Raw genomic sequence first — 24,811 nt, forward strand, 5'->3', positions numbered from 1 at the left:
CGCGGCGCGGCTACACGGAGCACCCATGATGAACCAAACTTTGTCTCCCGCGTCCGCCAGCCTGGTCGCGCGCGGCATGGCGCACGCGCGCCATCTCGGCCCCGGCGTGCTGGTCAGCGCCATGGTGGCCGCCGCCGCAGCCTTCCTGTCCGGGCACTACGGCGCGCCGGTGATGCTGTTCGCGCTGCTGCTCGGCATGGCGCTCAATTTCCTCTCGGACGACGGCAAATGCAAGCCCGGCATCGAATTTAGCTCGCGCGAAGTGCTGCGCCTGGGCGTGGCCTTGCTTGGCCTGCGCCTGACGGTGGCGCAGATGGCCGCGCTGGGCTGGAAGCCGGTGGCCATGGTGGTGCTCATCGTGGTGGTGACCATCGCGCTGTCGGTGGCGGCGGCGCGGCTGCTGGGATTCAACAAGCTGTTCGGCCTGCTGACCGGCGGCGCCACCGCGATCTGCGGCGCGTCCGCCGCGCTGGCGCTGGCGGCGGCGCTGCCGGCGCATCCGCAGAAGGAGCGCGCCACGCTGTTTACGGTGATCGGGGTGTCGGCGCTGTCGACGCTGGCGATGATCGCCTACCCGATGATCGCGCGCGTGTTCGGCCTCGAGCCGCAGGCAGCGGGCATCTTCCTGGGCGGCACCATCCACGATGTGGCGCAGGTGGTAGGGGCCGGCTACAGCATGTCGCGCGAGACCGGTGACGCGGCCACCGTGGTCAAGCTGATGCGGGTGGCCATGCTGCTGCCGGTGATCTTGTGCGCAGCCATGGTGGCGCGCGCCCAGGGCGCCCAGCCGGGGCAAGCCCGCCCGCCGCTGCTGCCGTGGTTTGCCGTGGGTTTTTTCGCGCTGGCGTGCCTCAATAGCACCGGCGTGGTGCCGCAGGCGGTGCAGCAGGCCGGCAACGATGCTTCGCGTTGGTGCCTGGTGATCGCCATTAGCGCGCTGGGCATGAAGACCCGCCTGAAGGAGCTGGCCGCGGTCGGCATCAAGCCGGTGGCGCTGATGGTGGGCGAAACCGTGTTCCTGGCCGCGCTGGTGCTGTTGCTGCTGCGCTGGATGTAAAGGCCCAGGCTGCCGCAGCCCGGCAGCCTAGCCGCGGTAAGGCTTGCCGTTGGCCTGGCGCCAGGCCGCCGGCGTGGCGCCGAACTGGGCGGTGAACCAGCGCGTGAAGCTGCTGGCCACGGAGTAGCCGAGCAAGTCCGCAATGCGCGCCAGCGAGTATTGCGGACTTTGCATATAGCGCTGCGCCAGGTCGCGCCGCACGTCGTTGACCAGGTCCGAGAAGCTGATGCCTTCGTCTTCCAGGCGGCGCTGCAGCGTGCGCACGTTCATGCCCTGTGCCAGCGCAATCTGCTCGGCGGTGGCGCGTCCCATCGGCAGCAGCAGATAGACCGCCTTGCGCACTTCGAAGGTGAGCGAGGCGTCGCGCTCCTTTTGCAGGGTGTCGAGATAGCGGCGCGCCAGCTGCGCCATGGCAGGATCGGCCTTCGGGTTGGGCGCGGCCAGCGCCGCCGCCGGGCAGGCGATGCCGTTGAACTCGGCCCCGAACACCACGTCGCAGCCGAACAGCCGGCGGTGCAGCTGCAGGTCGGCCGGCGCGTCATGCATGAAGCTTACCGACACCGGGCGCCAGTGCTGCGCCAGCAGGTTCGCGCACAGGCGCGCCATCACGCCGATCGCCAGCTCGGTGGCCTGGCGGCGCGGCGCCGGCGAGCCGGTCACCACTTCTTCGCGGATCACCGCCAGCCCGCCGGTTTCCTCCACATAGATTGCCAGCGCCCGGTTCATCAGGTGGCGGTATTCGAGCAGCACCTGCAGCGCGTCGCGCAGCGTGGGCTGGTGCGTCAGCAGCAGGCTGACCGCACCCAGGTCGGACAGCTGGCGCGATTCGGCCATGCGCAGCCCGAAGGTCTGGCAGGAACTGGCTTCGGCGGCGTTCTCCAGCAGTTGCACGGCAGCGGCGGCGGGGATGGCGTGCTCGGAATCGAGCAGCATGGATTTGCTCAAGCCGACGCGGACCAGCTCGGCTTGCGGATTGAGACCGAGGTGCTGGGCCACTTCCAGGAAATTGGTCAGGACGCCGGCGCGTACCAGGATAGCCATGCGTTGCTCCTTCAAGGTCGGGTTGCTCGCTGCGCCGCAGCGCGCCCGCTATTGTAGGGTGCCCGCCGTGGGGTGGCAACCGCCGCGAGGGCCGGCGTGCATTCGGCAAATGGACGGTTGACAAGGCGCGGCCGCTCCGTTAGCGTCGGGAATCCACCACTTCCATTCCACATCCGATGAAGCGACTTCTCACGGCCCTCCTGGCCGGCGGCAGCCTGGCGGCTGCGGCCTGCGCCCATGCCGAGCAGTTCAGTGTACTGGTGTTTTCCAAGACCGCCGCCTGGCACCACGATTCCATCCCCGCCGGCGTGGCCGCTGTCCAGAACCTGGGCAAGCTGCACGACTTCAAGGTGTTCTGGACGGAAGACGCGAACCGCGTCTTTAACGACAAGGAGCTGGCCAAGTACCAGGCCGTCATGTTCCTGCTGACCACAGGCGACGTGCTGGACGACAAGCAGCAGGCCGCGTTCGAGCGCTATATCCAGGCCGGCGGCGGCTACGTGGGTGTACACAGCGCTGCGGATACGGAGCACGGCTGGCCGTGGTACACCAGGCTGGTGGGCCGCATGTTCCAGATGCATCCGGCGGTGCAGACCGCGGTGCTGAAAGTGGAGGACCGCAATTTCCCCGGCATGGAGCGCTTTGCCGCGCGTTCGCTCGCCACCGAAGAATGGTATGAATTCGGGCCGCCGCGCACCGAACAGCTCAGGTACCTGCTGACGGTCGATGAAGGCACGTACAAGCCGGAGGCCTCGTGGGGCGACCGGCACAGCAAGGGCATGGGCGGCTTCCACCCGGTCAGCTGGTACCAGAACTACGACCAGGGTCGCTCGTTCTACACCGCGCTCGGCCATCTGCCGGCCACCTATGGCGATCCGGTATTCCTGCACCACCTGTACGGCGGAATCTACTGGGCAGCCACCGGCCGCAGCTTCAAGGCAGAGTAGCCGCGCGGCTTGGCACGGATTCTGCATCCCGGGAGTACGCAAGAGGCAAAACGCACTGTTTACCGGCCCCGGCGCCTCAGCCTGGTGCGGGAAATCCTCGCTTCGGTGCAGGTGATCGGAGGTGCGGCCTTGCCCCCACTCCTTTCAGGGACATTATGGTTAACAATGTTTTACCTCTACGCCCCGCTGTGCCGGCGGATCCGATCGATGAGATAGCCGGACTGGGCCGCTGGTCCATGGTGCGGGCCGGTGCGCACATGAGCCTGTCCACGGTGGCCCTGCGCCTGCTGGGCGCCGACGGTGCGGCGGGCGGGCGCTGGGCCGGCGCGGTGGTGGCGGAAGACATGGCCGGGCTGGCCGCAGTGCTGGCCGACATCGGCGAACACGGCACGGCTGCCGACTGCGAGTTCCGTGTGATTGAGCCGGAGCAGGGCATACGCTGGCTGCGCTTGCAGGCGCTGGCGGCCGAGGGCCGGCCGGTGGCGTGCGGACTGCTGACCGACATCACGGCGGTCAAGCGCGCCGCCATGCGCGAACGGTTCAATTTCGCGCTGACGCGCTACCTGATCGGCACCGACACTTTCGACGAGGCGGTCTACAAGATCATCCACCTGGTGTGCGAGGAACTGGGCTGGGACTGGGGCGCGTTCTGGGCCCGCGAGCGCGGCGGAGGCGTTGAAACGCTGCGCTGCCGGCATGTCTGGCACACGGCGGACCGCGACTATTCCGCGTTTCGCAGCGCGGCGGCGGCGCTGGCGATCAGGCCGGGCGAAGGTCCGGTGGGCCAGACCTGGCTGACCGGCCAGGCGCAGTGGGTGGACACCGGTGCCGCGCAAGCCGGCATGGCGCGGGTGCACGCGGCGCAGCGCTGCGGCCTGCAATCGGGCTTCTTCTTTCCCGTGACCTATGCCGCCGCAGACGGCAGCGTGCACTGCGCCGGCGTGCTGGAGTTTTTCAGCGCAGCGCCGCGCCAGCGCGAGGCGCAATTGCCTGGCCTGGCCGAATCGATCAGCGCGCTCATCGCCCAGACCGCCCAGCGCATGGTGCAGCAGGAGCGGGTGAGGGTGCTGGCGCAGACCGATGAGCTTACCGGCCTGTTCAACCGCGCCCACTTTCATGTGCTGCTGGATGCCGCCTGCGAGGCCGGCGGCGAGTTCGGCCTGCTGTACATAGACCTGGACCAGTTCAAGCCCATCAACGACGGCTTCGGGCATGCCGCCGGCAACGAGGTGCTGCGCCAGTTCGCTGGCCGCCTGCGCCAGCTCGCGCCGGCCGGCGCCGTCGCGGCGCGCCTGGGAGGCGATGAATTCGCGCTGATGGCTCCTGCCGGACTCGGCGAAGCAGCGCTGGATGCGCTGGCCGGCGCCGTACTGGAAGCGGCGCGCACGCGCTTCAGCTACATGGGACACGAGCTGTCGGTATCGGCCAGCATCGGCATCGGCCTGTTCCCGCGCCATGCCAGCGACACCGCCCAGCTGCTGCACGCGGCCGATGCGGCCATGTATGTGAGCAAGCGCAACGGCCGCAACCTGGTCAGCTATTTCAGTCCCGACGGGGATACGCAGCAATGCGCTGCGGCCGCGCAGCTGCTGATGCTGTCGGCGCTGCAGGACGCGCTGCAGCGCGACGAGTTCTTCCTCGAATACCAGCCCATCTGCGACGCGCAGGATGGCAGCGTGGTGGCGCTGGAGGCGCTGATACGGTGGCGCAAGGCCGACGGCAGCGTGGTGCCGCCGGACCAGTTCATCCCGGTCGCCGAGCAAAGCCGGCTGATCGTACTGATCGGGCGCTGGGTGATCGAGCAGGTGTGCCGCGACCTGCCGCTGTTGCGGGCCAGCCTACCGGGCGTGCGGGTGCACGTCAACATGGCCGCGCCGGAGTTCCTCGACAGCGACTTGCCGCGCGAGCTGGTGGCCATCACCTCCGCCGCCGGCATCGATCCGGGCCAGCTCTGCCTGGAACTGACCGAAGGGGTGGTCATGCAGCGCATCGAGAAGGCCGTGCCCATCATGACCGAGCTGGTGCGGCTGGGTTTCGAGATCGGGCTGGACGATTTCGGCATGGGCTATTCCTCGCTGTCGCTGCTGAAAGCCTTGCCGGTCAGCTCGCTGAAGATCGACCGCTACTTCCTGCAGGGCGTGCCGCACCAGCGCGACGACTGCGCGGTGGTGCGCTCGATTATCGACCTGGGACGCAACATGAAGCTGCGGGTGATCGCCGAAGGCGTGGAAACGGACGCGCATCTGGGCTTCCTGCGCCAGTTCGGCTGCGCCCTGATCCAGGGCTACCTGCCCGGACGGCCGATGCCGCTGGCCGGCCTGCTGGCCTGGAATCAGTTGCTAAGCCGCTGATTCCAGAGCCTTTTTTTCGTGAAGTCGCGCGCTTGGTGTGAACGCGGCGCGACAGTGTGGCGGGCCCCGCAGGCCATTGTGGTGACCTGCGGAGCCAAGGCGCGGGGAATGCATTTTGGAATTTGTCGTCTGGTTAAGATGAACTGTTTGCCAGCTCCGTCAAGAAGAGCTGCAAAACCATCTTGACGACCACAGACAGGAGACATTCCATGCATGCTCGCTTTTCCCGTTCCTTGCTCGCCGTTGTACTACTCGCCGCCGGGGCGCAGGCCGCCGCCAGCACCCTGAACCAAAACGTATCCTGGACCATCGACCGGGCCGGCACCACCAGCAAATACCGCGTGGTGGCCTACGGCGACTCGATCTACGCCGGCTACAACGGCTCCACCACCAGCGCGGCCAAGTACTCGGCGCCGACGGTGGACGCGGAATACCTGTCCGCGCAGTGGAACGCCGACATCGAAAGCGTGCGCCGCACCAAGTCCGGCGCCATCGCCGAGGACGTATACAACAACAAGATCGTGGCCGAGCGTTCCTATATGCAGGCCAGCAGCACCCGCGTGGTCACCTTCGAGATGTGCGGCAACGACGGCCTGCAGGCGCGCGCCGCCTACAAGAGCCAGACCGGCACCTGCAACGACGCGGTGCTCACGGCGGCCGAGAACAGCTGCAAGACCTACGTGACGGCGGCCATGGACTATATCAACGCCAACGCCTATTCCGGTGTGAAGCTGAAGGTGATCTCCAACCTGCACTACCCGGGCTACGCGGCGGACAACACGCAGAGTTCCTGCAAGGATCCGAATACCGGCGCCACCGTGAAAATGCAGGACAAATTCCTGCCGTCGCTGGCGCGTATCAACCACATGATGTGCGACGTGGCGCGCCAGAAGGGCTTCATGTGCGCCGATAACTTCGCCCAGTATATGGGCGCGGACCACGACGGCAACGGCGATGGCCAGATCGATTCCGAGGCGCTGCGCTACGTGGCGGGCGAGAGCCAGTCCAGCTACGTCAACCGCATCACCACGGCGCTGCGCGCCACCATCCGCGACGCCAACGCCCACTTCGTGTCCAGCAGTAGCAGCTACGACTATATCCAGTCGGACGACACCCATCCCACCTACACCGGCAGCACCGTGACGGCAGGCCTGTTCGGCGGCAGCACCGGCAGCGGCGCGCCGCGCTACACCTCCTTCACTGGCGGAAAAAACCCGGTCTGGAACCAGTACGGCCATGAGCGCATGGGCTGGGCCGTATCGGTCTTCAACCTGCCTACGCCCTGACGCCAGCCATGCGGCCACGCTCCGGCTACCTGGCCGCCGCGCTGATGCTCGCCGTGGGTGGCATCAGCCTGGCGTTCTTCCTGTGGCTGTGGTCCGGCGACGGGCAAGAGGATGGCGCCGCGGCGCTTGCCGCCGCCGTGGCCCCGGCGCCTTCGCCCGTGCCCGGCGCGCAGCCGGCGCCGGGTGCGCCGCCGGCGCAGGCGCAAAAGCCGGACCCGCGCCTGCCCGAGGGCGACGCGGACCGGTCGCGCGACCTGAAAAGCTACGTCGTGCGCGGAGAGCATCCCAGCATGGGCGAAGTGATCAAACGCCTGCACGAGCGCGGCGTGCATACCGGCCTTGGCGCATTTCCGCCGCCCGGCACCAGTCCGCCGCTGGTGGGACTGGCGGTGCCCGAGAACTTCGCGCTGCCGCCAGGCTACGTGCGCCACCACCAGGCTACCGACGACGGCCAGCGCATCGAGGCCATCCTGATGTTCGCGCCCGATTTCCAGCTGTACGACGCCGCCGGGCAGCCGGTCACGATGCCGAAAGACCGCGTGGTGCCGCCGGAACTGGCCCCGCCCGGGCTGCCGCTGCGGCGCGTCGCCATTCCACCTCCATCCAACCCGGCCGTAATGGGCCGTTGAACGCCATGAAGCAATCTCCCTCTACTAGTTTCACGCTGCGCGCGGCGGCATGCATACTGTCCAGCGCGGCCTTGTCCGCCCTGTATGTCCGTGGCGGCGCCGGCTGGCTGCTCGGGTTTGTATTCCTGGCGCCGTGGCTGCGCGCGCTGGACAGCAGCCGCGCGCTGGCGGGCACGCTGCTGAACGCCTACGCCATGACGGTCGCTTACACGGCCGCCGGCTTCGCCTGGTTCGGCACGTCGCTTGGCCAGTACGCGGGCGTGGGCGGGGCTGCCGGCCTGGCCTTGCTGCTGCTCGCCGCGCCGCTGTTCCAGCCGCAGTTTTTCGCCTTCGCCCTGGTGCGCCGTGCGGCGGCACGCCGCCACGGCGCGGCGCTGACCGCGCTGGCCGCGGCGGCGGCGTGGGTGGCGGCGGAACGGCTGCTTCCGCGCCTGCTTGGCGATACGCTGGGCTACGGGCTGTATCCTTCGCTGCTGCTGCGCCAGGCGGCCGACCTGGGCGGGGCGGCGGGCCTGACGGTGCTGCTGTTGCTGGCCAACGAAGGCGTGGCGGCAGCGCATGCGCGCCGCGCGGACGGCTGGCGCGCTGCGGCCCGCCCGCTGGCGCTGGCGGCGCTGGCGCCACTGCTGCTGGCGGGCTACGGACTGGCTGCGCTGTCCGGCAGCGCGGAACCGGCCGGCAAGCCGCTGCGCATGGGACTGATCCAGGCCAACCTTATCGACTACGAGGGCCAGCGCGAACGGAAGGGTGCGTACGCGGTGGTGCGCGAGGTGCTCGACACGCACTTCGCCATGAGTTACGACGCGGTGGTGCGGCAGCGCGCGGACGCCGTATTGTGGTCGGAGACAGCCTATCCCACCACCTTCGGCCAGCCCAAGAGCGAGGCCGGGGCGGCGTTCGACCGCGAAATCCTCGCCAACGTCAATGCGGCCGGAGTGCCTTTCGTGTTCGGCACCTATGAGCGCGATGGCGCCGGCGAGTACAACGCGGCCGCCTTCGTGCAGCCGGGCACGGGCCTGCTGGGCTACTACCGCAAGACGCGGCTGTTCCCCTTCACCGAATACGTGCCGGCCTGGCTGGACGGACCGGCGCTGCGGCGCCAGCTGCCATGGACCGGCTCCTGGCGGCCCGGAAGCGGCGCGCGCGTGTTCCCGTTGCGCCTGGCCGACGGCCGCGAGGTTCCCGTGCTGCCGCTGATCTGCCTGGACGATACCGACGCCGGGCTCGCCGTCGATGGCGCGCGGCTGGGCGCCCAGGCGATCCTGACCATGTCGAACGACTCCTGGTTCAGCGCCAGCCCGCAAGGCGCGCAGCTGCACCAGGCGGTGGCGGCGTTCCGCAGCATCGAGACCCGGCTGCCGCAGTTCCGCGTCACCAGCAACGGTTACAGCGCGGCGATCGCCGCCGACGGCGGCATCCTCACCGGGACGCGCATGGGCGAGCCGGCGCTGCTGATCGCGGACGTACCGGTGCGCAAGCCGCCCACCACGCTGATGGTTCTGTGGGGCGACTGGGTGGGGGCGGCGGCTTGTGTGTTTCTGCTGCTGATGGGAGCACGGCTGGCCTTGCGTCCCCGGTTCCGGCAGGCCGCGCACGCTTCTGGCACGGTACGGCCCATGGTTTTCCCCACAACGGTTGCGCTGTTGCCGCCCGCAGCGCGCATCGCGGCCGGCACGCTACGCGCCATTGCACGGCTTGGCCTGCTTGGCATGTGTATTGCGCTGCTGTTCGACGAACCGTTGCGGACCAACACGCTGGCGCAAATCCGTATGTTCGCGGCGCTATTTCTGATCCCTGAAACCGTGGCCCGGTGCTTGCTGCGCGCCTTTGCCGCGCAAGTCACGCTGGAGCAGGGCAGGCTGGTGCTGGCGCGCGGCGCGCAGCGCCTCGAATTGTCGCTTCGCGAGATCGGCGCAGTCGAGTTGTGGCGCCTCCCTGTGCCCGGTCCGGGCGCTACGGTGCGGCTGGCCTCCGGCCAGCGCTGGCGCTACGGGCTGGCGCTGGCGTACCCTGTTGCATTGTCTGCCGCCATGGCGGCGGCCGGCGGCCCGCCAGTGGCGGAGCGCCCGCAAGCGGGGCTGGGGGGGTATGCGCAAGCCCGGCTGGCGCTGCGGCGCTGGAAGCTCGACCATCCGCTATGCAAATTCCTGCTGCTGCCGCTGGCGTTGGCCATTCCGGCCTTCCACCTGCATCAGCATATTGCCTTCGGCAGCGCCCTGGGCGAGTACTACACCTTCGGACCGAAGGCTTATCTGAGCGCGTTCGCGCTGTGGTGGGCGGCGTGGGCGATCGGCGTGGTGCTTTGCGCAGCGCTGCTGCGCGCGGGAATTGAAGCGGCCACCTTGCTGGCTGCGCTACTGCGCCCCAGCCAGACCGTACCTGTCCGGCTCCGGCTGGAGCGGGCGGGCCACGCGGCGCTGTATGTCGGCCTGCCCGCGTGGCTACTGCTCAACCTTTATGGCAAGTGAGGGCCGGCCGCCTCGCGGGGCCTGCGCCTGCCGCCAAGCACGGCTAGCGGCATCAGCGCCAGCAGCACCAGCCACAGGGTGGCCGGCTCGGGTATCACCTGGACGCTGCTTAGCGCGCTGTTGCCGGACAGCGCATAGACGCCGCCCGGCGCCGCGCCCGGCTGGATCGACACCGTGCCCAGGTCGCCGTCCGCGCCCAGGTAGCTGACGTCGTTGAACAGCGCCCAGCCGAAGGTGCTGCCGACGTCGCCGCTGCCCATCAGGAAGGTCAGGTCGAACGAGAACACGCCGCCCAGGGTAATGGCTTGCACCAGCTCGCTGCCGCCGTTGGCGTTGCTGAACACCAGCGGGCCGGGCAGGGCGCCGTCCACGGTGCCGCTCACCGCCGGCGTGCCGGCCAGCGCGCCGGACAACTGGCTCACGGTGGCGCTGGCGGGCGTGGCGTCGGCCAATCCCATGAAGTACAGGCCGAGATACGCGGCGCCCCCTCCCAGGCTGGAGGTGTCGATGCGGACGCTGTACATCGGGCCGGCCGCCGCCGCCCCGGCGCTGCACGCCAGGAATACGGCCAGCAGCAGCCTGGCCAGGATGTTGTTCAGAGTGTTCATGGTGGTCCCCTTAATATTTGACGCTGATGAGTTTGCGGACATAGCTGATCGGCGCCTTGGCCGGATTGCTGAAGACCGTGGTGACGGTGGCGGTTTGGCCGGGCGCCAGTCCGGTCGTCGGCAGCGTGATGTAGGGCACGCCGTTCTTCACGCCGCTGGCGTTGTCCAGCGTGACGCCGGCGCTCAGTCCTTGCAGGTGCAGGTGCAGCGGCCCGGTGAGCGTGGTCTGCGTGGTGTTGGTGAAGGCCACCGTGCCGGTGTACTTCTGCGTGAAGCGGTTCACCGCCAGGCCCGATTGCACCATCCGGACGCTGGCACTCACGTCCTCAGGCGCCAGCAGGTCGTAGCGGTTGCCGTGGAAGCGCAACTCGCTGTACGACGAAATGCCGGGGTAGGCCGGATCGGTTGGCGGACCGGGATGGTCCACCCGCACCATGAAGTAGCGGTAGCGTTCATCTTCCAGGCCTTCCACAACGGGAATCACTTCCATCTCGAAGTTGCGGTTGCTGGTGTCGGTGGTTTCGCGGCTGGTCAGCAGCGTCCAGCTCGAATTGTCGCTCGAACCGTACACATTGATACCCTGCGAGCGGTTACCGAACATGAAGCGCGCCTGGATGCCGAAGGCGCCCACCGACACGCGGTAGTTCTCGCCGAAGTCGATGGTGACCACGTTGCGCAGGTCGCCCGAGGTGCTGTTATAGTCGCCATCCACCAGCAGGGCCGCGCGGGAGGCGTCCAGCACCGTGGTGGTGACCATGCTCTTGCTCCAGTCCAGGCTGCCGTCCGAGGCCACGCGCGGGTTCAGCAGCTGCAGCTTGGCCGCCACCGCCTTGACGGCGTTCAGCAGCGCGCCGAACTCGGCGTCCGGCACCGTCAGCATGGACGCCTGCAGCGGCGCCAGTTCGGCCTGGAACGCAGCCAGCGAAGTGGTGGTGTAAATGCTGGCCGGATCGTAGGCCCCCATCGCCGAGGCGAAGGCGGCGGCGCGGTCGGGCTGTACGCTCAGCCTGGTGGTCATGGTGCTGATCGACACGCCGTCGGTGGCGCTGATGATCACGTCGTGCAGGCCCGCCTGCGCCGCCGTCGGGGTCCAGTTGAGCGTGCCGTTGGTGCTGTCCAGCGTGGCCCCAGGGGGCAGGCTGATGGCCTGGTACACCACGCTGTCGCCCGCTTGCGCGTCGGTGGCGGTGTAGGCGGCCTGGTAGGGCACGCCCTGCACGATCAGCTCGGTGGCGGGGAAGGCAGGCATGGCGAAGCGCGGCGGCGTGAGCTGGGTGGGCGCGGCCATGTTGACGAAGTCCACATCCACCGTGGCGCCTTCGGCGCCGGTGAACTTGAAGTAGATGATGTTGTCGCCGAAGCCGCGCCCGGCGCTGGCGGTCCACGACGAATCGGGTACGATGTAGCGCCACTGGCCGCCGGTGTCCGGCACGGTCATCTCGCTCCAGGGCAGGCCGGTGGCGGAGCCGCTGGCGGCCAGCCTGGTCACCGCGTTGGTGCGCACCATCAGGCCCACCGGCGCGTACTTGGCGCGGTCCGCGTAGCGCACGTCGTGGAATACCACGGTGGCGCCGGCCGGCGTGACCCTGGCGTGGCCAAAGGTGCGTTCGGCTTCGGTCTCGGTGCTCCATTCGCCGTCCAGGAAGACCGCCTTGCGCTCGGTCTCCAGCATGCCGGTGTTGGGCGGCAGCGGCACGCCGGTCAGCGGCGGCGGCAGGGTGAGGAAGGCTTCCGCACCCATGTCCTTGTTGGCGGGCGCGGCCGGGCCCCAGGCAGTGACCGGGCCGTCCGCATGGGCGGCGGCGGTGGCCAGGAAGGGCGCCAGCGCGTCCACGTCCACGCCCTGTTCATGCTTGTAGACGTTGTACAGCTCGGGTATGCCGCCCACTTCGTACAGGCGGCCGCGGTAGGCGCCGGAGATGTAGGAGGTGCCGCCGCTCAGGTCCGCCCAGGGCGCGTTGTAGCCCAGCATGTACTGGGCGAAGGCGTTCGCGCCCATCAGCACGCGGTTGCCGCCGAAGTGGTAGACGCTGACCGCGTCGCCGGAAGTCGATGGCACGCCCGTGTGGGGGTCGACCTTGGTGCCTTGGGCGGTGACCATGCGCAGCAGGCCGGTCAGGTTGTCCACGTTGTCGCCGCCGTGGGCCTGGTCGCGTTGCATTTCCTGGATCTGGTAGAAAGGATAGCCGGCCTTGTTGTAGGGATTGTCGCTGTCGACCAGCGGGATCAGCGGCAGGATGGCGCCGTTGATGTCCTGGCGGGTGGAACTGGCGTTGACCGTCATCCATTCCACGGTCTCGTCGTAGCGGGCGCGGTTGTCGGTGAAGATGGCGCCGGCCATGCGGCCGATCAGCGAGTACAGGTGCTGGTTCATGAAGCGCTCCTTGCTGGCGAAGAAGGTGCGCTCCATCGGGTCGATCAGGTTGTCCTTCAGCTTCTGGGTGTCGGTGTCGGTCCAGGCCAGCGGGTAGGCGGTGTAGGCCGGATCGCCCGGCGTATAGCGCATGATCTCGGCGGCGGCCAGCATGCGGAACAGCGGCACGCCGGTGTGGATGTGCGCGTCCGGATAGTAGGCGTAGCCGGCCGGGTTCATATTGCTCCAGGTGCGCAGGATGCGCATGGCGTTGCGGCGGTACTCGTTCTGGCCGGTCATGTAGTACAGGATGGCCTGGGTCAGCGCGCCTTGCGAATCGTTGATGATGCGGGTCTGCGCGGTGTTGCCGTTGAAGTTGGGCGTATTGGGCGTGTCCACCTTGGTGGCGTCGCGGTTGGTGGGCTGCAGGTTGATGTTGGCGTAGTTGCAGCACACCGTGGCCATGATGCTGTAGTAGGTCTTGTACGGTTCGACATCGGCGCGCGTTTGCGCGCGCGCATAATCAAGCTGCTGCAGCGTGAAACCCAGGGCAGGGTGCTTGATGCCGGCCGCGCTGACCACTGGCTGGGCCACCGGGGTGGCAACGAAGTTGAGCGCCTGCGCGGGACTGCCTGCAAGAACCAGTAGCGCCGATGTGACTGATAGCGCTATCATCCCGAGTTTGCCGCAACTGGCGCTTGCGGCGCGCTGCTGCTCCGGTTTGGATTGTTTGTGCATAATTTTTCCTTATAGTTGTGAAATCACGCTCCATTGGTGTATCGGGCATTTGTGTCTCCTTGATGCCTTGTTATCGATACCAGTGTAAATATAGCATGACATTCCAACTGCGGCGCGCACGATTGTTATCGATATCTCAGGTTGTTGTATCCGAAACACCATGCGCGCCCAGGCTGGCCGACCGGAGCGGCCTGCCACATGACCGCATCGCGTATGCGGCGGCGACGCGGGTTCAGCGCCCGCGCGCTGCGGGCGGCCAGGGGGCGATCGGCGGTGCGCTGGGCGACAGCGCTTGCAGGCGCTTGTAGAGTGCCCGCGTCTCAAGCAGGTTCCATACGCGCAGCATGGCTTCTATGGTGTCGAAGGGTTTGGTCAGGAAATCCTTGGCGCCCAGCGACAGCGCGCGGCGCTTGGCTTCGCCGGTGGCGTCGGCGGTGACCACCAGCACCGGGCGAAAGTCGTAAGGGTCGCCGCGCCGCTTCAACTGTTCCAGTACCGCGTAGCCGTCCAGTTCCGGCATCATCAGGTCCAGCACGATCAGGTCCGGGTCGAACGCGGCGTACAGCTCTAGCGCTTTTTGCGCGTCGGTGGTGCCCACCACGTGGGTCAGGCCTTCGCGCGTCAGCAGGTCTTCCAGCAGCCGCAGGTTGGCGGGCTGGTCGTCGATGATCAGCACGCGCGAGGCCAGTAAATCGTCTTCGTTCATGGCTTATCCTTTTATCCTGTCCAGCAGCGCGAAAAATTCCGGCAGATCGAGCGGCTTTTTCAGCTGGCCGTCGGTGCCAGGCGCCGCAGCCATGCCGAGCGCCACCACCGGCACCGCAGCCAGGGCCGGGCCGCCGCGCCAGCGAGCCAGCATGGCGCCCGCCCCGGCCAGCGACATGTCCAGCAGCAGCACCGCCGGCTTGCGCTGCAAGGCCAGCGTCCAACCCACGTCGGCGCTGCGCGCGGTGGACAGGTCCCAGCCTGGCCGTCTCGCCATCAGCGTCTCCATCAGTGCCAGCGTGGAAGCGTCGCCGTCCACGCACAGCACGGCGGGTCTTTGTGCCTGCTGCACCGATATGGCCGGCGGCGGCGGGGCCACGGCCGGCTCGGCCTGCGGCCCCGCAGGCGCTGCGCGCGGCAGGCGGAGGGTGAACACGCTGCCCTTGGCGGGCAGGTTGGCGGCGGCGATGCTGCCGCCCATCGCGTCGGCCAGCGAGCGCGATACCGCCAGGCCCAGTCCTATCCCGTCGGTCTTGCCGCCTTCAGCGCCCAGCCGGTCGAACGGCGTGAACAGGCGCTCCTGCCTATCGGCCGGGATGCCGGCGCCGTCGTCCTCGATGGCGATGGCCACCGAGGCGGGGGCGCCGCCGTTCTGCGCAGCCGGCTGCGCGCTTACCGCGACGCGCACCTGGCCGCCCGCTGCGTTGTACTTGATGGCGTTGGACAGCAGGTTCAGCATTACCTGCATGAGGCGTTGCCGGTCGGCCAGCACGGCAAGCCCGCCGCAGTAGTCCGGCGCCGGCAACTGCACCTGGTACTGCGCTGCCAGCGGCTTGAGCAGGGTCAGCGCCTCCTGCAGCACCGGCGCCAGCGGCACCGGGGCCGATGCCATCGGCAGCTGGCCGGCCTCGATGCGGCCTACGTCCAGCACGTCGTCGATCAGCGACAGCAGGTGCTGCCCCGCGCCGATGATGTGCGCGGCGTGCTGTTTGTTCTGGTGGTTTGCCGCGCCGCTCTCCAAGAGCTGGGCGAATCCCAGTATGGCGTTGAGCGGGGTGCGCAATTCATGGCTGGTGCGGGACAGGAACTCTGTCTTGGCAAGGCTGGCGGCCCGCGCCGCAGTGGCGCGGTTGGCCAGCAACAAGCTGGCCCTGTGCAGGCGCTCGGCCAGGCGGCCAAGCTCATCGTTCGCGGCGCCGGCGGCGATCAGCGGCTGGTCGTTCACCAGGCGTTCCGCGTTTTCGGCCGCCAGCCGCACCCGCCGCACTACGCGGATGGTGAACAGCAGCATGGCAAGCGCGCCGGCCAGTCCCACCCCGACGGTGGCGGCGTTCATCAGGAAGTGGCGCCGCAAGGCTTCCTGCACGGCGGCGGTGCGGGCTTCCACCAGCACGGCTTCGCGCGCGTTCATCACGCCGATACCGTCGCGCAGCTGGTTCAGTATCTGCCTGCCGGCCACCAGGCTGGCGCGCAGGTCGCCGGTCTCGGTGCCGTACTGCTTGCGCAGCGTGTTCAGGCCCGCCAGTTTGTGCCGCACCAGCGGCAGCAGGCGCTGCAGCCGCGCCAGCTGCTCGGGGTCGCGCACGTTTTCCTGCAAGCTGGCCATGGCGGCCGGCAGGCGCGCTTCGGCGATCCGGTACGGCGCCAGGAAGTCATCCACTCCGGTCAGCAGGTAGCCGCGCACGCCGGTGGCGGCTTCGGCGATCAGGGCATGCAGCAGCTGGATATCGCGCTGCACCTTCAGTGTGCGCAGCATTTCGGCGGTGGCGTCGGCGCTCTGGCGCTCCAGCTTGTGGCTGGTGGCCACGGAACCGAGCAGCATGGCCAGCGAGGCGGCGATGACCACGCCGCCCTTGACCGCCAGCGGCCAGTGCTTCCAGTGCAGGCCGGGGCGCATCACCGGCCGTATCCGCAGTCCACCGCGCAGACCGCGGCCTGGGTGCGGTCGCGCAGGTCGAGTTTGTGCAGGATGCGTTCGATATGCACTTTGACAGTGCCGGCCGCTATGCCCAGTTCCGCGGCCATGGCGGCATTGGTCAGTCCGCGCGGCATCAGGGCGAACACTTGCAGCTCGCGGGTGGTCAGCTGCTTGAGCTTGGCGGCCGTCTCCATGCCGGCGATGCGCGCGGCCGGCTTGCTGGCCGACAGGTAGGCGGCGGCCAGCATGGTGGCCAGTACCTGCAGCACGTCCAGGTCGTCGGCACTGGGCGGTGGCGCCTGGCGCGTCGTGATCAGCGCCAGGATGCCGGTACTCCTGCCGTGCAAGCGCATCGGCACCAGCACTTCCACGCCGCCGGCCCTGCTGCGGCCGATCAGCAGGCGGCTCTGCACATTCTGCTGGACCTGTGGCAGAGCGTCCTCCAGCAATGCCGCATGCAGCGTGCCGGTGACGGGCAGGGACGCGCCTACCGGGTAGGCCGCGCCTTGGGCTGCGTGCACTTGCAAGCCGTCCCCATGCCGGAACAGCAGCACGCCGTCTTCCATCGACAGGAAAGCCAGCGCGCGGGCCAGGATCGCGCTCATGGCGGCGGAACTGCCGCCGGCGCCGGCCAGCGCAAGGCCGGCGTCGCTCAACAGGCGCAGGCGCGAGGCGCTGCCTTCGGTGTGGCGGTAGCGGTGGCGGGCGACGCGGGCGGTTCCGGGCGCGGCGGTGGAGGCGAGGGTGGCTGGGTTATTCATCATGCTATTTTGTCGTGTACACAATTATATGCCAACCGGCATATGCAAGATCCGCCGGCCGGCCGATTCCGTGCGGCCCTCGGCTGCCCATACTTTGGATGTCGCTTTTGACGACTACCATACAAAGGAACCCATGCGCTACCTGACCCTGATCCCATTCGCCTGCGCCTTGCTGGCGTCGAACGTCCATGCCGCCACATCCGAGCCTTGCCACGCCGCTTCGGAGAAGGAGATTGCGGGCTTGTTCGACCGCTGGAATGCTTCGCTGCAGACCGGCAACCCTGCCAAGGTGGTGGCCAACTATGCCAGCAAGTCCGTGCTGCTGCCCACGCTGTCGAACAAGCCGCGGCTGACGGCGGACGAAAAGGCCGATTATTTCGTGCATTTCCTGGAAGGCAAACCGGTTGGCAGCATCGACAGCCGCAGCATCGAGGTCGATTGCAACAGCGCGGTCGATGCTGGCCTGTACACCTTCAAGTTCGCCGACGGCAAGCAGGTGAAGGCGCGCTACACCTTTACCTACAAGTGGAGCAAGGGCCAGTGGCTGATCACCAGCCACCATTCGTCGGCCATGCCCGAGAAGGGCTAAGCGGACTGCGATGCGCGGGCCAGCGCGATGCAGCGCCTGGCCACGACCAGGGTGGGGGCGACCAGGTCCACGGCGATGCCGCCTGCGTCGAAGCCGGGCTGCCGGGCCAGCAGTATGTGCAGCTCAGTGCAGCCCGGTATCAATACCCTCGCGCCGCGCGCGGCCGGGTGGGCGATGGCACCAGCAATCCAAATGGCCTTGTCGGGCGCGCAGGCCGGTGCGCCGTGAGTGCAGCCTGCAAATCCGATATGGCCGAAGTGCTCATAGGCTTCGCTGCGGCTAGCAGCGCGGTGTGGTCGCTGCGCCTGCAGATCATCGTAGTGCGTGCCCTGAGGCCGGCCGGCGCCACCGAGGTGGTGTCGGAGGCAGTGGAATCCTGACTGCAGCTGGCATCGTTCTCGCTGTTCGCGGCCGGCTTGCCAATGGCGCGCGCCAGGCGGCGCACCAGCCAGTGCTCGAGGCACCGGGCCGCTGCCAGGCAGGCCAGCACGATCAGCGGCGCGGTCCGAACGGTGTTCCTGGACAAGGCCAGCAACGCCGACAGCGCCATCATGGCGCCGATCAGCGCGCCGTTCCAGGGCTGGCCGGTGGCGAAGTTGACCGCCGCCAGCGCCAGCAGCGGCGACAGCGGGCTGGCCAGCAAGCTCAGGAAGTGGGCTGGCGCGCCGCGCCGGCGGTGCGGCGCCACGGTATTGGGCCCGCAGCTGCGCAGTCGGGCCTGCGCCTCGCGGCGCGGTTGCGCCTGTGCGGTGCGCGGTCTTGGTGCTCATGCGGCGATAGTAAGGTGGCGCGGCGAAAAAAAATCGATGCAGCTCACCTCGGCCGGATTTGATCCAGATCATGGCTGCGCCGCGCTCGACCGGGGCATAGTGGCGGCATTGCAACCAATGAAAGTTTTCCATGTTTAAGCACATCCTGCTTCCCACCGACGGTTCGCCGCTGTCGGCTTCCGCCATTCCGCGGGCCCTGGCCCTGGCCCGCAGCTGCGGCGCGCGCGTGACCGTGGTGCACGTGGTGAGCGACTACCACGTGTTCAGCTGCGGCGCCGAGATCCTGGCCGAGACCCGCGAACAGTACCTGCAGCAGACGGCCACCCATGCGCGCATGCTGCTGGCCGGGATCGGCGAGCAGGCCAAGGAGATGGGTGTGCGCTGCGATACGGTGGCGCTCAGCGCCGAGGAGGCCTACGAGGCCATGCTGCAGACCGCGCGCGAGCAGGGCTGCGACCTGGTCTGCATGGCCGCGCACGGCCGGCACGGCAACAAGGGCCTGCCCCTGGGAAGCGAAACCCTGAAGGTGCTGGCGCACAGCCACATTCCCGTGCTGGTGTTCCGCTGACGCGGGCGGCGCCCTGTCAATGCGGCGCCGCGCCGGTGCGGCGGCGCGCCGCCTGCGCGGCTTGCAGCGCGGCTTCCAGCTCGGCGTCCAGCCCGTAGATGTCGTTGGCGAACAGGGTGCGGCCGTCCTGGCTCGCCAGCGCGGTGGCGTAGAAGATGACCACCGGCAGTGATGCGCGCAGCGGCACGTTGCGGGTCTGGCCCTGCGCCAGCGCCTGCTCCACCGCGTCCGGATTCCAGCCTGCCTGGCCCTCCAGCACAAATGCGGCCAGCGCGGCCGGCTGCTCCACGCGTATGCAGCCGTGGCTGAAGTCGCGCCGCGTGGCCTGGAACAGCTGGCGCGCCGGGGTGGCGTGCAGGTAGATGTCCATGGCGTTGGGCAGGCCGAACTTGAGCGGACCGAGCGCGTTCTGCGCGCCGGGGCGCTGGCGCACGCGCAGGGAGCCTGAGCGCAGCGCGGCCAGCGCGCCGGAGCCGTCGCCGGCGGGGCGCCCCTGGCGGTCCACCAGTTCCATGTCGTGCCGGGGAAGGTAGTCCGGGTCCCTGGCCAGGGCCGGCAGGATTTCGTTGCGGGTGATGCTGGTGGGGACGTTCCAGTACGGGTGGAATTCCACGTAGCGCAGTTGGCCGATGAACAGCGGCGTGGGATGCAGGCCGGCGCGGCCGACGATCACGCGCATCGCCAGCGCCGGCTGCGCCGCCGCGTCCGTGGAGCGGAAGGCCCACAGGCGGTAGGAGGGCAGGTTGATGGCGATGAGGGGACCCTGCAGTTCGGGCAGCCAGCGCAGGCGCTCGAGCGCCAGTTCGATTTGCCGCACGCGCCTGGACAGCGGCACCTGCAGGGCGGCCATGGTCTGGGCGCCCAGCTTGCCGTCGGCGGCCAGGCCGTGCCTGTCCTGGAAGCGCGCCACGGCCTCCGCCAATTCGGGCGCATAGTCCTCGCCGGCGCCGCCGCGGACTCCCGCTTCGAGGTCGCCAAACGCCCGCAGCAGGACGCGCAAGGCTGCGGCGCCACGGTAGCTGTCGCCGGGTCCCAGGGCTTTGCTGGAAGGGAGTGGCGGCAAGGCCTCGAATCGCTGCGCTGCCAGTTCCCGGTAGCGTGCCAGGCTGGCGGTCAGGCGGCTGTAAAGCGGCAGTTGGGGCGCGGCAGCGGCGGACAGTTCGTCCAGTCTGCCAGCGGCCAGCGCCTGGCGCAGCAGGGGGGCTGGATCGAAGGGAGCGACCGGCGCGCCGGCGCCTGCGCTGAGCTTGCGGCTGGTGCGGCCTGCGCGCAGGTCGTGCAGGTAGCGCAGCATGGACAGTGTGAGGGCGGCGTCGGCTTGCGCCGGGGGGGCCGCTTGCGGGGCGATGGCGTAGTCGTCGGGCGATAGCCCGTGTTCACCGGCCCTGGCTAGCAGCGTCTGTGCCCTGGCGGCCAGAGGCGAGCCGGCGCCGCTCCAGGCGGGGGCATAGGCGCGGGGCGCGTAGAAGCTCGCCAGCCAGGCGCTTTCTTCGCGGTGGCTGCCGGTGTCGGCGCGCGCTGGGCTGTGCGGGCCGGCGACCAGCAGGGCTGGCAGCGCCGCGATCATCAAGGCGCGCAGCGACGTAAAGCGCAAGGCCATGCGCGGGGCATGAACCGGGGCTGAAAGCTGGGCACGGTGCAGGGCATGCGGCAGCCCTGGCGCGGGCCGGCTCAAACCGGGGCAGCCAGCGGGATGCCGCACTGGCGCAGGGCGGACAGGCAGGCCGCGTCCGGCGCGTGCTCCATCGCGTCGAGGAAAATCATGTCGCAGTTCTGTTCGCGCGCCGCCGCAATCATCGCAGCGCCGGGCGCGGCGGCGCAGCGCGTGAGCACGATGCAGGGCACGCCGGCGGCCGCGGCAGCCGCTTCAACCTCGCGCAGCGCGTTGCTTGAGTGAACGATGCTGGCCGGGCGCTCGCTTTCGGGCAGGTAGCTGTCGTCCTCCGGCGTGGCCAGATCGTCGCACGGCAGCAAATACATGGCGACGACCGAGGCCGCGTTCGCGCGCGCCAGCCGCATGCAGCGTTCGATGGGCTGCGTGGCGCGCGGGTTGCCGTCGATCGGCAGCAGGATGGAATGGGGCATGCTGGTCTCCTTGGCGGAAATGGCGGTAATAGCGGTATTGACGGTATTGGCGGCCAGGAGGCCGCAACACCATTGTCGGCTGCTGCGGGCGGGGGCGGCTTTGATCTGGATCAATTCCAGCGGGATTCACAGGGCCGGACAAACGCGGCGGCGCCGCGTCAGCGCTGTGCAGTGTGGGCCGCCTCGGGCGCGCCGCTTTCGCCGTCAGCCATGCGTTGCAGGCCGGGCTGGTCGGTCAGCACGATATGGCGCCGCTCCACGCGCAGCACGCCTTCGCGCTGCAGGCGCAGCAGTTGGCGCGTGATGGTGGCGTCGGTCAGTCCCAGGTAGTCGCCGATATCCTGCCGCGTCAGCGGCAGGTCGACGCACACGCGGCCGGCTTCGAGGTGGCGGCTCGACCAAGCCAGCTGCAGCAGGTAGCAGGCGATCTTTTGCTCGGCCCTCGGATAGCTCAGCATCACGGCCAGGCCGTGCTGGCGGGCCAGTTCCTGGCTAAGCATTTGCTCCAGACGCCGTTCCAGCGCCGGAAAGCGGCGCGCCGCCTCCAGCAGGCGCGGATGCGACAGTTCGCACAAGACGCTGTCGGCGGTGGCGCTGGCCGCGCTGGCATGCCTTTCGCAGCCCAGCACGTCCAGTCCCAGCAGCGTCCCGCGTCCGGGCAGGCCGGTGATGCGCTGGTCGCCGTCCGGCGTCAGGCGGTAGCACTTGAAATGGCCGCTGCGCACCGCGTACACGCGCCCGCGCACCGCTTCGTTCATCTGGTACAGCCCTTCGCCGCGCAGCAGGCGGTAGCGCTGCAGCACCAGGCTGTCGATGCGGGCGCATGTCTCGTCGTCCATGCCGGCCGGCAGGCAGGCGGCGCGCGCTTCGCAGCCGAGGCAGGACATGGCGCGGGTGTCCATGCGCAAGGGAATGACGTTGCGGGGAGAACGGGCGCTCATGGCGGACTCCTTTTGCCCGTGGAACAGCGGGCGCAGGAACGATGATAGCGGGCAGCGGCTGCGCGCGGGATTGATCCAGATCAAACCCGCGCCAGTTTGATCACGCGGTCCGGCGATGGGCTGGCCGGCGCCGCCAGCGCCTCCAGGCCGGGCCGGTCCAGCAGCGCCACCTCGTGGCGGCCCGCCGCGACCAGGCCGAGCTGGCTGAAACGCCGCAGCAGCCGGCTCAGGCATTCCGGGCTCAGGTTGAGGAAGGCGGCCAGATCCTGGCGCGCCATCGGCAGCGCGAAGCGCACTTCGGAACAGCCGCGCGCGCCGTGCCACGCCGCCTGGCGCAACAGGAAGGCGGCCAGGCGCTGCTCGGCGGTGGTGCGGCGCTGTTGCAGCAGCACGTCCTGCATATCGCGGATGCTGTGGCTGATGATCCCCTGGAAGAACTGCGGCTGCTCGCGCATGCTGGCGTAGCTCATGTCGCATACCTCGCTATCCTCCAGCGCCACGGCGCTACAGTCGTGGCGCGCCAGGCCGATCGCTTCGAGCGCCAGGAAGTCGCCGCTGCCGGGAAAACCCAGGATCAGGCGGCCGCCGGCGCGGTCGCTGCGGGTGAGCTTGAAGCTGCCGTAGCGCACCGCGTAGACCTGTTCGCCGACCGGTGCGCCGGCGCAGTACAGGGCGGCGCCGCGCGCCACGCGGATGCGGCGCGGCGCGCGGCCGGATGCCTCGCCGGCCTGGGGCAGGCAGAAGTGGCGCCCGCGGCATGTGGCGCAGGCGGAGTTCCGGCCGGGGGCGGCCGGCGCGGTTGAGGCAGCGGTGTCGGGGGCGGTGTGCATGGGGTATGGGCGCGCTCTGGCGGCGCAGCAGGGTCGCCGGTCTGATATTCAGTGTTATCCAGATCGGCGCCCGTGAACAAGGAGCCAGATCAATTTTTTGCGAAATAGGGCGCTGCGCGAGAAATTTTGCGGAAACTTGTCCCAGGTCGGTTTTGCGGCGCGCAGGCGGCCGCGCCCTGCCGCAGAATCGAGCCAGCGACACACGGGCGGGCAGCCGGCGCCCGACGCACTTTCCGGCTCCATCATCGTATAGGAGAGCACCATGGCACACCACCACCTGACCCACTTCGATCCCTTCCGCGACCTGGTCCGCGCCGATCCGCTGCGCAACGTGGAGGACTTCTTCCGCGATATGGGCTTCAAGTCCGCCCTGCGCGAGCTGGCCGCGCCGCCGCAGATCCGGATCGACGTGACCGAGAACGCGCAAGCCTACAGCGTCAAGGCTGAACTGCCGGGCATGAAAAAGGAAGACATCCTGGTGCAGATCGACGGCAGCCAGGTCACCATCGCCGCCGAAGCCAGGCGCGAGCACGAGGAAAAAAAGGGCGAGACGTTGCTGCGCAGCGAGCGCTACGTGGGGCAGCAGCTGCGCAGCTTCTCGCTGGGCCAGGAGGTGGACGAGAGCCAGGCCGTAGCCAAGTACCACGACGGCGTGCTCGAGCTGAGCCTGCCCAAGCGCGCCAACGGCGGCGCCAAGAAGCTGGCCATCGGCTGAGGCGGCGGCCATGCGCGCGATAGTGTATGAGGGGCCGGGGCAGCCGGTGCTGCGGGACAAGCCGGCGCCGCTGCTGCAGGCGCCCGGCGACGCGGTGGTGCGCATGACCCGCACCACCATCTGCGGCACCGACCTGCATATCCTGAAGGGCGACGTGCCGACCTGCCTGCCCGGCACCACGCTGGGGCACGAGGGCGTGGGCGTGATCGAGGCGGTGGGCGGCGCCGTGCGCGGCTTCGCGCCGGGCGACCCGGTGCTCATCTCCTGCATCACATCCTGTGCGCGCTGCCCGTACTGCCGGCGGGGCATGTACTCGCACTGCACCGACGGCGGCTGGGTGCTGGGGCACAGGATCGACGGCACCCAGGCCGAGTACGTGCGCATCCCGCACGCCGACACCAGCTTGTACCGCATCCCGGCCGGGGCCGAGGAGGCCGCGCTGGTCATGTTGAGCGACATCCTGCCGACGGGCTTCGAGTGCGGCGTGCTAAACGGCAAAGTGGCGCCGGGAGGCAGCGTGGCCATCGTCGGCGCCGGTCCTGTCGGACTGGCCGCGCTGCTCACGGCGCAGTTCTACAGCCCGGAGCAGATCATCATGGTCGATATCGATCCGCGCCGGCTCGAACTGAGCCGGCGCTTCGGCGCCACCCACACCGTGCGCGCGGGCGAGCGCGCCGCCGTGAAGGCGGTGCTGGAGCTGACCGGTGGCGTTGGCGTGGACACGGCGATCGAGGCGGTCGGCCTGCCCGCCACGTTCGAGCTGTGCGCCGACATCGTGGCGCCGGGCGGCGCGGTGGCCAATGTCGGGGTGCATGGCTGCAAGGCCGACCTGCACCTGGAGCGCCTGTGGTCGCAGAACATCACCATCACCACGCGCCTGGTCGACACGGCCGCCACGCCGCAGCTGCTGCGCGCGGTGCTGTCCGGGCGGCTGGACGCGGCCGGCCTGGTGAGCCACCGCTTCCGCTTCAGCGACATCCTGCAGGCGTATGCCTGCTTCGGCGACGCCGCCGCCAGCGGGGCGCTCAAGGTGCTGATCTCGGCCGACCACCTGGTTTGACGGCGTGGAGCCAGGCGAACCGGGCCCTGGACGATTTGCGCGCCGGCGCCTTCGACGGGGCCGCCGTGCTGGAGCGCGATTCGGACATCGGCGCGCTGGGCCTGGTGGATATACTCAAGCTGCGCCGTTCCCTGTGCGCCTCCATCTACGTGGCCAACCTGGCGCGCCTGCCGGCCGAGGACCACGCCGGGCGGCTGCCGCACGCGGCCTTCGACGCGGGCCACATCAGCCAGAACGTGTACCTGTTCTGCGCCGCCGGCATGGCCACCGTGGCGCGCGCCCGGTTCGACCACGCCCAGCTGGCCAGCCTGATGGGACTGGGCTCGGGCCAGCGCGTGACGCTGGCGCAGACGGTGGGCTACCCGGCCTGAAGCGGACGCCGCCGGCGGCC

At 69.0% G+C, this 24,811-nt stretch carries 22 protein-coding genes and 2 pseudogenes; 11 read left to right on the forward strand and 13 right to left on the reverse strand.

Annotated features, from left to right (window positions below):
• Window positions 1-25: 25 nt before the first annotated feature.
• Window positions 26-1,057 (forward strand): YeiH family protein, encoded by a 1,032-nt coding sequence (locus tag ASD15_RS17595; protein WP_307188284.1) that lies wholly within the window; start codon window positions 26-28, stop codon window positions 1,055-1,057.
• 27 nt (window positions 1,058-1,084) lie between these two features.
• On the opposite strand, the gene ASD15_RS33840 is transcribed toward ASD15_RS17595, so the two are convergent.
• Together ASD15_RS33840 and ASD15_RS33845 are read right to left on the reverse strand one after the other, a co-directional pair.
• The gene (locus ASD15_RS33840) at window positions 1,085-1,468 is read right to left on the reverse strand and encodes a helix-turn-helix transcriptional regulator (RefSeq protein ID WP_373888191.1); all 384 of its coding nucleotides are present in this window, start codon (window positions 1,466-1,468) and stop codon (window positions 1,085-1,087) included.
• A gap of 33 nt (window positions 1,469-1,501) precedes the next feature.
• Window positions 1,502-2,098: pseudogene (locus ASD15_RS33845) on the reverse strand (AraC family transcriptional regulator); the annotation flags it as partial.
• Window positions 2,099-2,274: 176 nt separating this feature from the next.
• On the opposite strand from ASD15_RS33845, the gene ASD15_RS17605 reads away from it, so the two are divergent.
• From ASD15_RS17605 to lnt, 5 genes are all read left to right on the forward strand, one after another.
• Window positions 2,275-3,045 (forward strand): ThuA domain-containing protein, encoded by a 771-nt coding sequence (locus ASD15_RS17605; protein ID WP_057156291.1) that lies wholly within the window; start codon window positions 2,275-2,277, stop codon window positions 3,043-3,045.
• A gap of 257 nt (window positions 3,046-3,302) precedes the next feature.
• Window positions 3,303-5,396 carry a bifunctional diguanylate cyclase/phosphodiesterase gene (locus ASD15_RS17610; RefSeq protein ID WP_162249915.1) on the forward strand — a complete coding sequence of 698 codons (2,094 nt, stop codon included), beginning with the start codon at window positions 3,303-3,305 and terminating at the stop codon, window positions 5,394-5,396.
• A gap of 209 nt (window positions 5,397-5,605) precedes the next feature.
• Window positions 5,606-6,682 carry a hypothetical protein gene (locus tag ASD15_RS17615; RefSeq protein WP_057156293.1) on the forward strand — a complete coding sequence of 359 codons (1,077 nt, stop codon included), beginning with the start codon at window positions 5,606-5,608 and terminating at the stop codon, window positions 6,680-6,682.
• Between the two features lie 8 nt (window positions 6,683-6,690).
• A complete protein-coding gene (locus ASD15_RS17620) occupies window positions 6,691-7,311 on the forward strand; it encodes a hypothetical protein (protein WP_057156294.1) in 621 nt (206 codons plus the stop codon).
• A gap of 5 nt (window positions 7,312-7,316) precedes the next feature.
• Entirely contained in the window at window positions 7,317-9,779 is a 2,463-nt protein-coding gene (gene lnt, locus ASD15_RS17625) for an apolipoprotein N-acyltransferase (protein WP_057156295.1), read from the forward strand.
• Here the strand turns inward: lnt and ASD15_RS17630 are convergent.
• The 5 genes from ASD15_RS17630 to ASD15_RS17650 form a co-directional block, all read right to left on the reverse strand.
• Complete coding sequence (locus tag ASD15_RS17630) at window positions 9,767-10,387, reverse strand: NF038129 family PEP-CTERM protein (protein ID WP_057156296.1); 621 nt, start codon at window positions 10,385-10,387, stop codon at window positions 9,767-9,769. The genes lnt and ASD15_RS17630 overlap by 13 nt on opposite strands.
• 10 nt (window positions 10,388-10,397) lie before the next feature.
• Window positions 10,398-13,478: a putative Ig domain-containing protein gene (locus tag ASD15_RS17635; RefSeq protein ID WP_057156297.1), complete on the reverse strand. Its 3,081-nt coding sequence runs from the start codon at window positions 13,476-13,478 to the stop codon at window positions 10,398-10,400.
• A gap of 232 nt (window positions 13,479-13,710) precedes the next feature.
• Window positions 13,711-14,184: a response regulator gene (locus tag ASD15_RS17640; RefSeq protein ID WP_057156298.1), complete on the reverse strand. Its 474-nt coding sequence runs from the start codon at window positions 14,182-14,184 to the stop codon at window positions 13,711-13,713.
• 3 nt (window positions 14,185-14,187) lie between these two features.
• Window positions 14,188-16,080, reverse strand: a complete 1,893-nt coding sequence (locus ASD15_RS17645) for an ATP-binding protein (RefSeq protein WP_057156299.1) — start codon at window positions 16,078-16,080, stop codon at window positions 14,188-14,190.
• On the reverse strand, window positions 16,080-16,865 hold the full coding sequence (locus tag ASD15_RS17650; protein ID WP_229418246.1) for a LuxR C-terminal-related transcriptional regulator: 786 nt from the start codon (window positions 16,863-16,865) through the stop codon (window positions 16,080-16,082). Before ASD15_RS17650 ends, ASD15_RS17645 begins: the two co-directional genes overlap by 1 nt.
• 130 nt (window positions 16,866-16,995) lie before the next feature.
• Between ASD15_RS17650 and ASD15_RS17655 the strand changes: the two genes are divergently transcribed.
• Window positions 16,996-17,451, forward strand: coding sequence for an SgcJ/EcaC family oxidoreductase (locus ASD15_RS17655; RefSeq protein WP_057156300.1), 456 nt, complete (start codon window positions 16,996-16,998; stop codon window positions 17,449-17,451).
• Here the strand turns inward: ASD15_RS17655 and ASD15_RS32410 are convergent.
• Both ASD15_RS32410 and ASD15_RS17660 read right to left on the reverse strand, forming a co-directional pair.
• The gene (locus tag ASD15_RS32410; protein WP_157200996.1) at window positions 17,448-17,594 is read right to left on the reverse strand and encodes a hypothetical protein; all 147 of its coding nucleotides are present in this window, start codon (window positions 17,592-17,594) and stop codon (window positions 17,448-17,450) included. The two genes, ASD15_RS17655 and ASD15_RS32410, sit on opposite strands and share 4 nt — an antisense overlap.
• A pseudogene (locus ASD15_RS17660) lies at window positions 17,591-18,169 on the reverse strand (hypothetical protein); the annotation flags it as partial. The pseudogene ASD15_RS17660 and the gene ASD15_RS32410, both read right to left, overlap by 4 nt.
• A 182-nt stretch (window positions 18,170-18,351) precedes the next feature.
• On the opposite strand from ASD15_RS17660, the gene ASD15_RS17665 reads away from it, so the two are divergent.
• Entirely contained in the window at window positions 18,352-18,789 is a 438-nt protein-coding gene (locus ASD15_RS17665; protein ID WP_057156302.1) for a universal stress protein, read from the forward strand.
• Between the two features lie 16 nt (window positions 18,790-18,805).
• Here ASD15_RS17665 and ASD15_RS17670 read toward each other — a convergent pair whose 3' ends face one another.
• From ASD15_RS17670 to ASD15_RS17685, 4 genes are all read right to left on the reverse strand, one after another.
• Window positions 18,806-20,389 (reverse strand): murein L,D-transpeptidase, encoded by a 1,584-nt coding sequence (locus ASD15_RS17670; RefSeq protein WP_057156303.1) that lies wholly within the window; start codon window positions 20,387-20,389, stop codon window positions 18,806-18,808.
• A 71-nt stretch (window positions 20,390-20,460) separates the two neighbouring features.
• The gene (locus ASD15_RS17675; RefSeq protein WP_157200998.1) at window positions 20,461-20,874 is read right to left on the reverse strand and encodes a universal stress protein; all 414 of its coding nucleotides are present in this window, start codon (window positions 20,872-20,874) and stop codon (window positions 20,461-20,463) included.
• A gap of 158 nt (window positions 20,875-21,032) precedes the next feature.
• Entirely contained in the window at window positions 21,033-21,815 is a 783-nt protein-coding gene (locus ASD15_RS17680) for a Crp/Fnr family transcriptional regulator (RefSeq protein WP_157200999.1), read from the reverse strand.
• 80 nt (window positions 21,816-21,895) lie between these two features.
• Window positions 21,896-22,645 carry a Crp/Fnr family transcriptional regulator gene (locus tag ASD15_RS17685; RefSeq protein ID WP_057156306.1) on the reverse strand — a complete coding sequence of 250 codons (750 nt, stop codon included), beginning with the start codon at window positions 22,643-22,645 and terminating at the stop codon, window positions 21,896-21,898.
• Window positions 22,646-22,907: 262 nt separating this feature from the next.
• Here ASD15_RS17685 and ASD15_RS17690 point away from each other — a divergent pair, with 262 nt between their 5' ends.
• From ASD15_RS17690 to ASD15_RS17700, 3 genes are read left to right on the forward strand one after another with little or no spacing between them, the layout of a single operon-like run.
• Window positions 22,908-23,360, forward strand: coding sequence for an Hsp20/alpha crystallin family protein (locus tag ASD15_RS17690; protein ID WP_057156307.1), 453 nt, complete (start codon window positions 22,908-22,910; stop codon window positions 23,358-23,360).
• A 10-nt stretch (window positions 23,361-23,370) separates the two neighbouring features.
• Window positions 23,371-24,420, forward strand: a complete 1,050-nt coding sequence (locus ASD15_RS17695; protein ID WP_057156308.1) for a zinc-dependent alcohol dehydrogenase family protein — start codon at window positions 23,371-23,373, stop codon at window positions 24,418-24,420.
• The gene (locus tag ASD15_RS17700; protein ID WP_157201000.1) at window positions 24,417-24,791 is read left to right on the forward strand and encodes a nitroreductase family protein; all 375 of its coding nucleotides are present in this window, start codon (window positions 24,417-24,419) and stop codon (window positions 24,789-24,791) included. Before ASD15_RS17695 ends, ASD15_RS17700 begins: the two co-directional genes overlap by 4 nt.
• Window positions 24,792-24,811 lie beyond the last annotated feature (20 nt).

Source organism: Massilia sp. Root351 (genome assembly GCF_001425045.1).
Classification (GTDB): domain Bacteria; phylum Pseudomonadota; class Gammaproteobacteria; order Burkholderiales; family Burkholderiaceae_D; genus Rugamonas.

What these genes read in the sequence shown, in the direction of transcription:
- ASD15_RS17635 (WP_057156297.1), bottom strand. Translation starts at nt 13,478, where the DNA reads ATGCACAAACAATCCAAACCGGAGCAGCAGCGCGCCGCAAGCGCCAGT.
- ASD15_RS17645 (WP_057156299.1), bottom strand. Translation starts at nt 16,080, where the DNA reads ATGCGCCCCGGCCTGCACTGGAAGCACTGGCCGCTGGCGGTCAAGGGC.
- ASD15_RS17610 (WP_162249915.1), top strand. Translation starts at nt 3,303, where the DNA reads ATGAGCCTGTCCACGGTGGCCCTGCGCCTGCTGGGCGCCGACGGTGCG.
- ASD15_RS17650 (WP_229418246.1), bottom strand. Translation starts at nt 16,865, where the DNA reads ATGATGAATAACCCAGCCACCCTCGCCTCCACCGCCGCGCCCGGAACC.
- ASD15_RS17665 (WP_057156302.1), top strand. Translation starts at nt 18,352, where the DNA reads ATGTTTAAGCACATCCTGCTTCCCACCGACGGTTCGCCGCTGTCGGCT.
- ASD15_RS17690 (WP_057156307.1), top strand. Translation starts at nt 22,908, where the DNA reads ATGGCACACCACCACCTGACCCACTTCGATCCCTTCCGCGACCTGGTC.
- ASD15_RS17675 (WP_157200998.1), bottom strand. Translation starts at nt 20,874, where the DNA reads ATGCCCCATTCCATCCTGCTGCCGATCGACGGCAACCCGCGCGCCACG.
- ASD15_RS17605 (WP_057156291.1), top strand. Translation starts at nt 2,275, where the DNA reads ATGAAGCGACTTCTCACGGCCCTCCTGGCCGGCGGCAGCCTGGCGGCT.
- ASD15_RS33840 (WP_373888191.1), bottom strand. Translation starts at nt 1,468, where the DNA reads ATGGCGCAGCTGGCGCGCCGCTATCTCGACACCCTGCAAAAGGAGCGC.
- ASD15_RS17680 (WP_157200999.1), bottom strand. Translation starts at nt 21,815, where the DNA reads ATGAGCGCCCGTTCTCCCCGCAACGTCATTCCCTTGCGCATGGACACC.
- ASD15_RS17630 (WP_057156296.1), bottom strand. Translation starts at nt 10,387, where the DNA reads ATGAACACTCTGAACAACATCCTGGCCAGGCTGCTGCTGGCCGTATTC.
- ASD15_RS17685 (WP_057156306.1), bottom strand. Translation starts at nt 22,645, where the DNA reads ATGCACACCGCCCCCGACACCGCTGCCTCAACCGCGCCGGCCGCCCCC.
- ASD15_RS17655 (WP_057156300.1), top strand. Translation starts at nt 16,996, where the DNA reads ATGCGCTACCTGACCCTGATCCCATTCGCCTGCGCCTTGCTGGCGTCG.
- ASD15_RS17695 (WP_057156308.1), top strand. Translation starts at nt 23,371, where the DNA reads ATGCGCGCGATAGTGTATGAGGGGCCGGGGCAGCCGGTGCTGCGGGAC.
- ASD15_RS17640 (WP_057156298.1), bottom strand. Translation starts at nt 14,184, where the DNA reads ATGAACGAAGACGATTTACTGGCCTCGCGCGTGCTGATCATCGACGAC.
- ASD15_RS17620 (WP_057156294.1), top strand. Translation starts at nt 6,691, where the DNA reads ATGCGGCCACGCTCCGGCTACCTGGCCGCCGCGCTGATGCTCGCCGTG.
- ASD15_RS17595 (WP_307188284.1), top strand. Translation starts at nt 26, where the DNA reads ATGATGAACCAAACTTTGTCTCCCGCGTCCGCCAGCCTGGTCGCGCGC.
- ASD15_RS17615 (WP_057156293.1), top strand. Translation starts at nt 5,606, where the DNA reads ATGCATGCTCGCTTTTCCCGTTCCTTGCTCGCCGTTGTACTACTCGCC.
- lnt (WP_057156295.1), top strand. Translation starts at nt 7,317, where the DNA reads ATGAAGCAATCTCCCTCTACTAGTTTCACGCTGCGCGCGGCGGCATGC.
- ASD15_RS17670 (WP_057156303.1), bottom strand. Translation starts at nt 20,389, where the DNA reads ATGGCCTTGCGCTTTACGTCGCTGCGCGCCTTGATGATCGCGGCGCTG.